The following is a 12328-nucleotide window of genomic DNA, read 5'->3' as shown; positions in this document are numbered from 1 at the left end:
AGAATATTATCTTTACCGGGTTTATTAAGATTGTTTTATACTTGTAATAACCTGAAATGCTTACATGAAGAGTTTCGCACATAAGCTTTACAGTCCAAAGTTCATTGTGCTTGTCATAAATGAACTGATAACGGTAATGAGCCCTTATTTCTTCCGGCTTACGGCGAAAAAACCGAGAGCCTCTTTAAGAATGTCATTAGACCGTTGAAGTTCTAAAACCTCTTTTTCAAGCTCGCATATCTTTTGATCCTTGGCATCATTAGATAAACGTTTGTTACCGCTTCCAACATATGCGGTTTCCTGATATTTTTTACGTTTATTACGCCAGCCCGAAAGGGTGTAATAAGGAATACCGAGTTGGTTAGCAGCGGCATTAAGACCAATTTCATCGGATAGCTTAACAGCCTCTTCTTTAAAAGTTTTGTCGTATTGCATTTTGATCACCTCTGTGTTTTTAATAATACCATAGATTTGGTGAGTTTACCAACTCTACTTAAATGCTACCACTCCACTCATAATAAATTGACGCAAAGTTTTACACCCGGACAGCCTATATTTTTTCTCCAAAACCTTCAGTTCATCATCTGAAAGCATTAAATAAATGCCATGAGTTCTTACTCTGTTTGCCATGTCAAAACCTCCAAATCCTAAAAACATCAAAAGAAAAAACCTGTAGAATCAAGTGCTAAGCTTGACTTACAGGTTTTGCTTTATAGTATATTTCTAAATCAGAAATCTCCTGTAAAGAGATAGAATAGTTATATAAGTTACAAGAGGATTATAACATTTTTGAAAGTAAGCTTCAATGAAAGAAGCAAAAACTTTTTCAAAAATTATTTAGGGGATGAAATCAAAGAAGTAACTTATGCAGGGGTTTGGGGATATTCCCCAACAAGCAAAATTGACTGAAAGAGTCCAATGCGAAAGCGAGGATTAAGTCAATTTTTCGTAAGTGCATATGCACTTACTGTGCTTGCTAAAAAGTGTAATCTATGGAGTGAATATCAAGCAAATTTTAAATTTGTTTTTTGATTATATCATAAGGACTCTACAATTTTTACAAGCGACTTGACAAATATTGAATTTTAATTTATTATTAAATATATATTCAATATTAATGCGGAAAGAGGTGTGCTATGGCACAAGTATTAAAAGAAGAAGTTAGAAATAGAATACTTGAAGCGGCAGAAAAAGTATTTTATAAAAGGGATTATAGAGGTGCTAAATTAACAGAAATTGCAAAAGAAGCAGATATTCCTGTGGCACTAATTTATACCTATTTCAAGAATAAGGAAGTTTTGTTTGATGCAGTAGTAAGTTCTGTTTATATAAATTTCGAGTCAGCTTTTGATGAGGAGGAGTCTTTGGAAAAAGGTTCTGCTTCTGAAAGGTTTGATGAAGTTGGAGAAAATTATATTCATGAACTTTTAAAAGAGCGTAAGAAGTTAATTATTTTAATGGATAAAAGCTCAGGTACAAAGCATACAGAAGCAAAACAAAAACTCATATCGCAAATGCAGGTTCATATTGAAGTAAGTTTAAAAAGACAATCGAAACAGGAATATGATCCAATGCTTGCCCATATTTTAGCCAGTAACTTTACAGAGGGGCTTCTTGAAATAGCAAGGCACTATCAAAGTGAAAAGTGGGCAAAAGATATGCTAAAACTCATTGCAAGGTGTTATTACAAGGGAGTGGAATCCTTATAATTAGCACTAAAAAATAGACTTTGTGTAATCGGCAAAGTCTTACTTTAAACCTTAATATTGAATTATAATTCAATATTATTCAATTTTGAAAGGAGAGTTGTTCATGCCGGAAAAAGAATTAAGAAAAAAAGTGATTGGAAAAAATGGCTTATCCAATTCACTTCTTGCTTTAAAAATAGTATTTGATTTGATACCACAAATCTTACTTGTATATTTGATTAGTTCTTTAATTACAAACAATATTAGCGAAGATAATTTGAAGCATATTTTCTTAGGAATCTTTATATCGTTTGTATTAAAAGGCGTGTTTTACTATTTTGCGACAAAGGTTGCTCATGAGAAAGCATACGAAAAATTGACAGAACTTAGGTTAGATATTATCGGTCATTTAAAAAAACTAAGTTTAGGATTTTTCAAAGAACATAATACAGGAGAGCTTACAAATATCGTTCAACATGATGTAGAGCAAGTGGAAGTATACCTTGCCCATGGTCTTCCGGAAATAATGTCAGTTACACTTCTGCCTACCATTATTTTTGTAGCTATGATTTTTGTGGATTGGCGTCTTGCACTTGGTATGATTGCCGGAGTTCCACTCATGTATTTGGTAAAAGTTCTTTCACAGAAAACAATGGATAAAAACTTTGCTATTTACTTTAACCATGAAAACAAGATGAGAGAAGAGCTAATGGAATATGTAAAAAATATTTCTGTTATTAAGGCTTTTGCTAAAGAAGAGGAGATTAGTGAAAGAACATTAAAAACGGCAAGGGAATATATTTACTGGGTTAAAAAGAGCATGGGAGCAATTACAATTCCAATGGGACTCATTGACATATTTATGGAAATTGGAGTGGTAATTGTCATGATTTTGGGAAGTATCTTTCTTTATCAGGGGAATATTACAACGCCTAATTTTATCCTTGCAATTATTTTATCATCTGCGTTTACTGCATCTATAAGTAAGACAGCTACATTGCAACATTTTTCTATTGTGTTTAGGGAGGCATTAAAGGCGATTGGAAAAGTTTTAACAGTTCCACTTCCAAATAAAAAGACAGAACAAGGTTTAGAATTTGGAAACATAGAATTTAAAGATGTGAATTTTGCATACGGAAAAGATGGCTTTGAGCTTAAAAATATCAATTTGACTTTTAAGAAAAATAGTTTGAATGCCTTTGTAGGAGCAAGTGGTTGTGGGAAAAGTACTGTATCTAATTTGCTTATGGGATTTTGGGATGCAGACGAAGGACAAATACTGATAAATGGAAAAGACATAAAAGAATATAGTCAAGAAAATATATCAATGCTGATTGGTAGTGTGCAACAAGAAGTTATCCTTTTTGATTTAAGTATTTTTGAAAATATATCAATCGGAAAACTAAATGCAACAAAAGAAGAAGTTATAGAGGCAGCTAAAAAAGCAAGATGCCATGATTTTATTTCTGCTTTACCAAATGGATATGAAACACGAGTAGGTGAAATGGGAGTTAAGTTATCCGGTGGAGAAAAACAAAGAATCTCCATAGCAAGAATGATACTTAAAAATGCACCGATTTTGATATTAGATGAAGCAATGGCAGCTGTTGATAGTGAAAATGAAAGACTAATCGGCGAAGCAATTGATGATTTAAGCATGGATAAAACCATCATTACAATTGCTCATCATCTAAATACGATTAGAGATTCAGACCAAATTATTGTTATGGATAAGGGTGTTGTTCTTGATGCAGGAAGCCATGAAGAACTGATGAAAAGATGTGAGTTCTATAAGGATATGGTTGAAGCACAGAACAAAGTAGATAGATGGAATTTGAAAGATGAAAGTCTTTCACGAGCAAGGAACGGAGTGGATTGCGAGTGTACGGAGGTGGTAACAGAAAATGTTTAGAGAAATGTTAAAACTACTTACAAAAATCGGCAAGAGAGATTTGATTATATCAAGTGTATTCTTTGCCCTTTATGGACTAAGCTCCATAGCCATGATTGTTATCGTATTTTCTATACTGTTCCAAATCTTTGATGGAACGAGCTTAGCAAGCCTATATAAATATTTTATTGCGATTGGATTACTTGTAGTCTTCAAAGGTATTTGTAACATGGTTGCGGATATGAAAAAACATAGTGCAGGTTTTGATATTGTTCAGCAAATAAGAGAACGCATGATTATCAAATTAAAGAAATTCAGTTTGGGATTTTATACCAATGAACGAATTGGGGAAATAAATACAATTTTACACAAAGATGTTGATAATATGTCCCTTGTTGTAGGACACATGTGGTCAAGAATGTTTGGCGATTTTTTGATATGTGCAGTCGTATTTGTTGGTCTTGCAAGTATTGATTTTAAACTTGACATTATGATGGCTGTATCTGTTCCGATTGCACTTATCTTTCTGTGTCTGACAATTAAGCAATCTGAAAGAATTGAAAATCAAAACAACTCAGCACTTCTTGATATGGTTAGCTTATTTGTTGAATATGTTAGAGGAATACCTGTACTAAAGAGTTTTTCAAACAATAAGAGCTTGGATAATGAACTTATGAATAAAACAAAAAAGTTTGGAGAAACAAGTAAAGCAGCTTCAAGATTCAAGGCAAAACAGTTATCTATATTTGGTTTTTTACTGGATATTGGATATTTAGTTCTTTTAATTGCAGGAGCAATACTTGTTATAAAGGGAAGTCTTGATGTACTTCATTTTATTATCTTTGCAGTAATTTCAAAAGAGTTTTATAAGCCATTCGCTTCTATGGAACAACACTATATGTACTATGTTTCGGCGGTAGATAGTTACGAAAGACTCTCAAGAATTTTATATGCAGATGTAATCTCGGATAAAGTGAATGGAATTGTTCCGAAAGATAATGATATAGCTTTTGAAAACATAGATTTTTCCTATAAAAAAGATGAATTTAAAATGGAAAAATTGAACTTTTCTATTGCTGAAAAAACAATGACAGCCTTAGTTGGAGAATCAGGTAGTGGAAAGACTACTATAACCAACTTGCTTTTAAGATTTTATGATGTGCATAAAGGGAAAATTACACTTGGAGGAACTGATATAAGGGATATCCCTTATGATGAGCTTTTAGATCGTATTAGTATTGTCATGCAAAATGTTCAACTGTTTGATAACACGATTGAAGAAAACATCAGGGTAGGTAAAAAAGGAGCAACGAAAGAAGAAATCATTGAAGCTGCAAAGAAAGCAAGGATACATGATTTCATTATGAGTTTACCAAAAGGTTATGAAACTGATATTGGAGAAAATGGTGGGCTTCTATCAGGTGGACAAAGACAAAGAATATCTATTGCAAGAGCTTTTCTAAAGGATGCACCTATTTTAATTCTTGATGAAATGACAAGTAATGTTGATCCTGTAAATGAATCTTTGATACAAGATGCCATTACAGAACTTGCAAAGAATAGAACCGTACTTGTAGTGGCTCATCATTTAAAAACAATTCAGAAAGCTGACCAAATTCTCGTATTCCAAAAAGGAAATTTACTTGAAAAAGGGAAACATGGCGAACTTCTTGAAAAAGATGGCTATTACACAAAATTATGGAAAGCTCAGTATGGGGTATAATCATGATTTTATTAAAAGATGTTTCTTATGAATGGGAAGATGGGCGAACTGCTTTAAAAAATATCAATCTTGAAATTAAAAAAGGTGAATTTGTTTTAATTTCAGGGAAAAGTGGAAGTGGCAAAAGCACTCTTGGAAGTGTAATGAATGGTCTTATTCCGCATTATTACAAAGGCAAAATGCAAGGAGAAGCCTTTGCGTCCGGAAAAGATATAAGCAAATTATTGCTTCATGAAATAGGGCATATCGTAGGAACTGTATTTCAAGATCCAAGAAGTCAGTTTTTTACGACAACAACAGATGAAGAAATAGCTTTTGGTCTTCAAACTATCTGTAAATCAAGAGATGAAATCAGACAAAGAGTAGAAGAAGTATATGCAGAGCTGGATACCCCGGAACTGAAAGGAAAATCTGTTTTTGAATTATCAAGCGGACAGAAACAAAAGATAGCTATTGCAAGCATCTATGCGATGAATCCGAAAGTTTTAATTTTAGATGAACCTTCAGCAAATCTGGATATGAAAGCAACATTTGACCTGTTTTTAATTTTGGAGAAATTAAAGAAAAAAGGAACAACGGTTGTTCTAATTGAACATCGTTTGTACTATGTAAAGTCTTTATTTGACCGTTTTCTTTTGATGAAAGATGGAGAAATTGCACAGGATTTGAGTCGGGAAGAAGTTATCCATCTTGAAGGGGAGTTTTGGGATGAAAATGGGCTAAGAACTCTTGAATTAGAAGAATACAGGATAAGTGAGAAGAAAGATTCATATCAATTAAATGATGAAAGTATTAGTGGAAAAGGCTTGAAATTTTGTTATCCAAGTACAACTAAGGTTAAAAATAAGCAAAAACAGTACATCTTAAATCATCTTGATTTCAATATGGAGTGCGGAAAAGCCATTGGTCTTATCGGCTTAAATGGTACCGGGAAAACTACCTTTGCAAGAGTAATTTCAGGACTTGAGAAGATAAAAGAGGGAAAAATATGGGCGGGAAAAGATAAGTCGCTTAATCATAAAGATTTAATGGATATGTCATATTTTGTCTTTCAAGATTCAGACTATCAGTTGTTTTCGGAAAGTGTACTTGATGAAATGCTACTTGGCATTTCAAGTAAAGATAAAAAAGAAAATACCCAAAAGGCACAGTTTATTTTGAATGTACTTGGCTTAGATAAATATATAGATAAGCATCCGTTTGCTTTATCAAGAGGAGAAAAACAAAGACTGACAATAGCTTGTGGAATGATGAAACAGGCAAAGATTTTCATCTATGATGAACCAACATCAGGTTGTGATAAAGACTCAATGCTTTCAGTGGCAAAATTGATTGAAGAACAATTGAAAAATGGGACAACAGTTTTGGTAATAAGTCATGATTTTGAGTTTTTAGCAAATACAGTGAGCAAGCTGTGGGTAATGGGAGATGGAAAAATAGAAAATGTTTTAAATATGAGTGAAAGTAATAAATTTCTCATATTAGACAAGATGAGAGGAGGTAGAGAGCTTGTCAGATAGAAAAACTATAGATCCGAGAATAAAACTTACTCTACTTCCAATTGTTGGATTTACGAGCTTTTTTATAAGCGATACAATTCTACTTTTTGTACTAATTGTTTTTGCCTTTTTTCTGTATGTATATAGCGGGATGTGGAAAAGATCGTTACGCTTTATTTTGTTTTTTGTGCTTTTATACTGCATAGAGTTAGGGCTTGGAAAGTTCCCGGAAGCAAGTATTGTATTTGCAATATATATGTTTATTTACTTTGCATCAAGAATGACCTTAATCGCTATGTTTGGTGGATATATAACAAAGACTACAAGCGTAAGTGAAATGCTGGAAGCGTTAAATAGAATGAAAGTACCAAGAAGCATTGGTATACCTTTTAGTGTTTTGCTTAGGTTTGTACCAACTATAAAAATAGAACTCAAGGCATTAAAAGAGAATATGAAGATTCGAGGAATCGTAACAAGCAGATTTTTTCCGTTGCTACATCCAATTAAATACATTGAATATACGCTTGTTCCGCTTTTAATGAGAATGATTAAGATTTCAGATGAATTGTCAGCTTCAGCACTTATTAGAGGACTTGATAGTGATGCGAAAAGGGTAACATCAACAGAATTGCGGTTTAGATGGGCAGACTTAATGATTGGACTATTAGGAGCTTTGATGATTGCTCTTGTGATAGTAATACAGAAAATTTATTAGGAGGACTATTGTGAAAAATACTTTTCATCACTATTTGTGCCGCAACTTGGCGGCGGAATGGAGATTTTTATGAAAAACAAATTAAATGGTCGTGATTTTATTACAATCGGAATTTTTAATGCAATTGGAATTGTCATATACATGGCAGCCAGCTTTGCTATGGCAACAACAGTTATTGGAGGATTTATTGCTTCAGGAGTTAGCTTTATGGTAGCTGCCACCGTTTATATCCTTATGGCTGTAAAAGTTAAAAAGAAGGGAGTATTTACAATATCAGGAACTCTTCTTGGCTTAATTGCATTGTCAGGAGGACATTTACCTCATGCAGTCTTTGCTGTAATCGGTGGAATCATATGTGATTTGATTATAGGAAATTATGAGAGCAAGGGACGAATAGTTATTGGATATGGGACATTTGCATTAGCAGATTTTTTAGGAACAGTAATTCCTGTGATTTTATTCGGGACAACTTCTTTTGTGGAAAGAGCATCAAAATGGAAAATGAGTGAAGCACAAATAAATGAAGCATTATCTTATTTCAAAGTTTCGTGGGCAGTAGGCTTTGGTTTTATAACTTTTATTCTTGCGTGCATAGGAGCATTTGTTGCAACAAGGATACTTAAAAAACATTTTGAGAAAGCAGGGGTTATTTAATACTAATTTGGCTAAGTAAGTGAAAAAACAGATTAAATAGTTGAGGTAATTGCTATGTGCCATACAAAGTCTATTATTTATACAGAAAAAATTTATAGAGCTTTTTGATACTGGTAATTATAATGAGAAAGAAACTTCAAAATGTAGAGCCAGAACAAGTTCCTTTCATTTTAGAGGGCTTCTTATGCTTAGGTGTAGGAGTCCTCCTTTTTTTGCCTGAAAACAAGCAGACAGAAAGAAAATGGAGAACTTGAAATGAAAAAAGAATATTACCTTTATGTAGATGGACAAAAGGTGAAAGTCAGTGAGGAGATATATAAGGTCTACTGGCGTGAAGAAGAGCATGAAAAATATTTGGAGCAGGTGGACAGAAAAAAACACTTGCTCTTTTTTTCATCATTAGACCATGACGGACACTTTTCAGAAACAATAGTTGATGAAGCAATTGATGTAGAAAACATTGTGGAAACTAAGATTATGATTGAAGCAGTCAAAAACGCTATATCAATGCTTAGTACAGAAGAAAGAGACATCATAGAGTGTTTGTACTTTAATGATGAAACTCTTTCAAGCATTGCGAGGAGAAAGAAAGTAAGTTACCAAGCTATACAATGGCGTAAGAACAGCATACTGAAGAAACTGAGGTTACTGTTGGAAGAAATTTTGAAGTAATCGCCTTGTAGATAGGGGCAGATTTTCCTTTATAAAGTAGAGGGAGATCTGTCCTTTTATTTTGTCAAGGGAGAAATCTGACATTAAATAAGGCTTAAAATGGGTCTTTCTTAAAAGGTATTAGAAATTTGTTCTTTGACAACAGAATAGACTAAGGTAGGACTTTATCTGCTTGTGGAGGATTATGACTTACGCAAAGACCTTTCTGCTGAAGCGGGATACTTGAGTTGAGCATTTTTAGCAGTTCGTTTCGGTTTGTATGAATACCATTGTTATATGAGGAAATAAGAAAGCGAGCGACAAATAAGAAAACATAAAAAACAGATGTGGCAGTCTGTTCGTTGAAATAAGCAGTGATAATGATACTTCAATAGTTTATGCCGGCTCGTCTGGAATAAGAGGCGGAGGTGAAATTCCTATGTTGTCAGCCAAGACACCTACTAATGTCATAAAACTTAAAACAAAGGAATGATTTTTATGGATACATAAGAATTAACAAGATATAAAAATATGTTAGTATATTGGATTACTCAAAGAATCAATTCAAATATTGAAGCATTAGAGATATAAAGAAGCTAGTATAGTGTATCATTGATAAACAACTAAATGTTGTTGGTATGTTAAACTGATTTATGATATAACACATACACGCTGGAATTGCACTTACCATATTGTTTTTATACCGAAATATAGAAGAAGAGTCATGTATGGAGAAACTAAAAAAGACTTGGTAGAAATAATAAAAAAATTGTGTGAGATGAAACAAGTAAACCTGATAGATGGAAGAGTATGCATAGATCATATTCATATGTATGCAGCAATACCGCCCAAAATGAGTGTATCAGAGTTTATGTTATATTTAAAAGGTAAAAGTGCATTAATGCTGTTTGATAGACACCCGGAGTATAGGAATAAATGGGGAGAACGTCATTTTTGGGCAAGAGGATATTATGTTTCGACAGTGGGAAATGTAAATGAAGAAACGATCATAAAATATATTCAAGAACAAGAAGAAAATGATAAATTAGAGGAAGCAAGAAAGTAGCAGAGCCTTCTTCAGGAGGCTGACGGTAAAAATGGTATTGCGAAATCCCGCCTCTGGCTGAACCAGAGAAATACCCCAGATGGGTTAAGATTAACCCCACATTTGAAATGGGGGTAATAACTTAGACCAAAACAGGACATTAACCATTTATGGAGCATCTGTCAACAAACGCTAAGACCTTTCTGCTGAGAAGATTAGGACTTGAGGAAATAACCATGTACCCTCCGGCAACCTTGGTTTAAACACATACTTACAAATACAAAGGATAAAAGAAAGTGAGCGACAAATTTGTAAGACAAAAAATAGGCGTGGCAGCCTATTTGTGATGATGTAAATGGGGATAATGATACTTCTTTAGTGAAAGCCGGCTCATCTTGAAAAGAGGCGGAGGTGAAATTCTTATGTTGTGTGTCAAGACACCTGTTAATGTCAGAAAACTTAAAGACATTTGAATTTTAAAAATCAGGGTAAACATACTTATAATATAAATACAAGGAGATTTATGAAAAGCGATATAACAAAATTACAGATTAATACAATTATAGCTTTAGCATTGATGAGATATTTATACAGAAAAAGAGAAATATCAGAAAAGGTTTATCGAAAAATCTTACAAAAATATGGAAAGGTAGTGATTGCCAAAGAGAGCAAATTATGTTAATATAAGATAACAAAACGAGGAGTACAAAAAAGATGAAATGATAGTAAAGAAAAGAGTAGTGGCTATATATGCGAGAGTATCGACTGAGCATGAGGCTCAAATTTCTGCATTGGGTAATCAAATTCAGTATTATGATGATTTATTTGAAAAACATCCTGAGTGGGAACTGTATGATCGCTATATAGATGAAGGAATAACAGGTACTTCTGTTAAAAAGAGAAAAAATTTTATGAGAATGATGCAAGACGCATCAAAAAATAAATTTGATCTTATTGTAACAAGAGAGGTATCTAGGTTTGCAAGGAATACAGTTGATACACTACAGCAAACTCGTATATTAAGGCGAGAAGGTGTAGAAGTATATTTTACAGAAGATAACATATGGACAATGAATGATGAAGATGGTGAATTAAGACTGACAATTATGGCGACACTTGCACAAAATGAAAGCAAGAAAACATCTGTCAGGGTAAAAGCAGGACAAATGATTTCATTTAAAAATGGTGTTCTATATGGAAATGGTAATATACTGGGGTATGACAGAATTGGCAAAGAGTATGTGCTTAATGAATTGCAAGCAAGAACAGTGCGTAGAATTTTTGATTTATACTTAGATGGAAATGGCGTTAGAAAAATTCAATTTGCACTGGAAAAAGAAGGACATTTAACAGCTACAGGACTTACAAAATGGCAACCTGGGAATATCAGCAGAATATTAAGGAACTCCTTTTATTGTGGTACAATAGTTTATCGTAAGCAATTTGTTCCGGATTTTTTAGAACAGAAAAAAATAAATAATTTTGGTGAGGTTGATAAAGTCATTGTTGAAGGCAGACATACCCCAATTGTTACAAAAGAACAGTTTGAAAAAGTTCAGCAAATACTTAGTAGCAAGTCAGAGTCTGTGCATAATAAAGGCTGTAGAGGGAAAAAAATCTCTAAAGATGTTTGGTGTCGTAAAATGAAATGTGAATGTGGTAGTTCCTACAATCGTGTTACATGGCACAAATCGTCTGAAGGACCTCAATATGCATACCAATGTTATAGCCAGATAAGGACAGGATCATTTAAAACTCGTGAGAGAAAAGGACTTAGTACTGAAGGAATTTGTGTAACTAAAATGGTTCCAAGATGGAAATTAGAAGTTATGGCTGATATAATATTTCAAAAATTTTGGAATGATAGAGAAGGAGTCCTTGCAATTGCGAACGAAATGCTGGACAATTGCTATGAAAACGAACATGATAACGAGGTGTTAGATCGTAAGCGTGATTTAGAAGATAAAATGGAACTATGGAATTGTACTGATATAATTAATTTGTAACACTCTGTTCGAATAATATATAATATTTATTATCCAAGGAGGACATAAAAATGTCAGTACGTTACAGTGAAGACTTTAAAAAAGAAGTCGTTAGAGCCTATATGACCGGCGACAAATCTTACATTCAGCTTTCAGCAGAATATAACATTGCTAAAAGTACTATTAGTCAATGGGTTAACAAATACCAAGAAGAATGCCTTTATACCACTCACAGTACCACTGAATCCAATGAAGCAAAAGAAATCAGAAGACTTAATCAATTACTTAATGAGAAAGATAAGGAAATATCTTTCCTAAAAAAAGCAGCGGCATTCTTTGCGAAGGAAATCGATTAGTGGTATATCGATTCATCGATGATAATAAAGAAATCTTTGGTCTCAGATGGCTATGCAAGCAGTTCGGAATTAGCCCTAACTGCTACTATAATTATAAAAAAGGGGTTAAGAAGAAATATCA

At 33.3% G+C, this 12328-nt stretch carries 13 protein-coding genes; 11 read left to right on the top strand and 2 right to left on the bottom strand.

The features are described from left to right. Positions 1 to 144: 144 nt before the first annotated feature. Positions 145 to 435, bottom strand: coding sequence for a transposase (locus HMPREF9333_RS11455; protein ID WP_005539276.1), 291 nt, complete (start codon positions 433 to 435; stop codon positions 145 to 147). 54 nt (positions 436 to 489) lie between these two features. Continuing rightward, positions 490 to 630 carry a hypothetical protein gene (locus HMPREF9333_RS11450; protein WP_330370776.1) on the bottom strand — a complete coding sequence of 47 codons (141 nt, stop codon included), beginning with the start codon at positions 628 to 630 and terminating at the stop codon, positions 490 to 492. 506 nt (positions 631 to 1136) lie between these two features. Here HMPREF9333_RS11450 and HMPREF9333_RS11445 point away from each other — a divergent pair. The 11 genes from HMPREF9333_RS11445 to HMPREF9333_RS11400 all read left to right on the top strand — a co-directional run bounded on the left by HMPREF9333_RS11445 (position 1137) and on the right by HMPREF9333_RS11400 (position 12207). After that, the gene (locus tag HMPREF9333_RS11445) at positions 1137 to 1709 is read left to right on the top strand and encodes a TetR/AcrR family transcriptional regulator (protein ID WP_005542242.1); all 573 of its coding nucleotides are present in this window, start codon (positions 1137 to 1139) and stop codon (positions 1707 to 1709) included. A gap of 103 nt (positions 1710 to 1812) precedes the next feature. After that, positions 1813 to 3600, top strand: a complete 1788-nt coding sequence (locus HMPREF9333_RS11440) for an ABC transporter ATP-binding protein (RefSeq protein ID WP_005542239.1) — start codon at positions 1813 to 1815, stop codon at positions 3598 to 3600. After that, entirely contained in the window at positions 3593 to 5302 is a 1710-nt protein-coding gene (locus tag HMPREF9333_RS11435) for an ABC transporter ATP-binding protein (protein ID WP_005542237.1), read from the top strand. The genes HMPREF9333_RS11440 and HMPREF9333_RS11435 overlap by 8 nt, the downstream gene beginning before the upstream one ends. Before the next feature lie 2 nt (positions 5303 to 5304). Beyond that, entirely contained in the window at positions 5305 to 6822 is a 1518-nt protein-coding gene (locus HMPREF9333_RS11430) for an ABC transporter ATP-binding protein (RefSeq protein ID WP_040883090.1), read from the top strand. Beyond that, complete coding sequence (locus HMPREF9333_RS11425; RefSeq protein ID WP_005542235.1) at positions 6812 to 7516, top strand: energy-coupling factor transporter transmembrane component T; 705 nt, start codon at positions 6812 to 6814, stop codon at positions 7514 to 7516. The genes HMPREF9333_RS11430 and HMPREF9333_RS11425 overlap by 11 nt, the downstream gene beginning before the upstream one ends. Positions 7517 to 7585: 69 nt before the next feature. Further along, on the top strand, positions 7586 to 8170 hold the full coding sequence (locus tag HMPREF9333_RS11420; protein ID WP_008753336.1) for an MptD family putative ECF transporter S component: 585 nt from the start codon (positions 7586 to 7588) through the stop codon (positions 8168 to 8170). Positions 8171 to 8425: 255 nt separating this feature from the next. Further along, positions 8426 to 8842 (top strand): sigma factor-like helix-turn-helix DNA-binding protein, encoded by a 417-nt coding sequence (locus tag HMPREF9333_RS11415; RefSeq protein ID WP_005542233.1) that lies wholly within the window; start codon positions 8426 to 8428, stop codon positions 8840 to 8842. A 625-nt stretch (positions 8843 to 9467) separates the two neighbouring features. Continuing rightward, positions 9468 to 9887 carry an IS200/IS605 family transposase gene (gene tnpA / locus HMPREF9333_RS11410; protein WP_040883088.1) on the top strand — a complete coding sequence of 140 codons (420 nt, stop codon included), beginning with the start codon at positions 9468 to 9470 and terminating at the stop codon, positions 9885 to 9887. A gap of 502 nt (positions 9888 to 10389) precedes the next feature. Further along, entirely contained in the window at positions 10390 to 10548 is a 159-nt protein-coding gene (locus HMPREF9333_RS13120) for a hypothetical protein (protein ID WP_005542231.1), read from the top strand. Positions 10549 to 10585: 37 nt separating this feature from the next. Beyond that, entirely contained in the window at positions 10586 to 11872 is a 1287-nt protein-coding gene (locus HMPREF9333_RS11405; RefSeq protein ID WP_005542230.1) for a recombinase family protein, read from the top strand. A gap of 50 nt (positions 11873 to 11922) precedes the next feature. Beyond that, positions 11923 to 12207: a transposase gene (locus HMPREF9333_RS11400; RefSeq protein WP_005539206.1), complete on the top strand. Its 285-nt coding sequence runs from the start codon at positions 11923 to 11925 to the stop codon at positions 12205 to 12207. Positions 12208 to 12328 lie beyond the last annotated feature (121 nt).

Source organism: Johnsonella ignava ATCC 51276 (assembly GCF_000235445.1).
GTDB classification, from domain to species: Bacteria; Bacillota; Clostridia; order Lachnospirales; family Lachnospiraceae; genus Johnsonella; species Johnsonella ignava.
The sequence above is the reverse complement of the archived record's forward strand: the minus strand, read 5'-3'. Positions and strand labels throughout refer to the sequence as shown.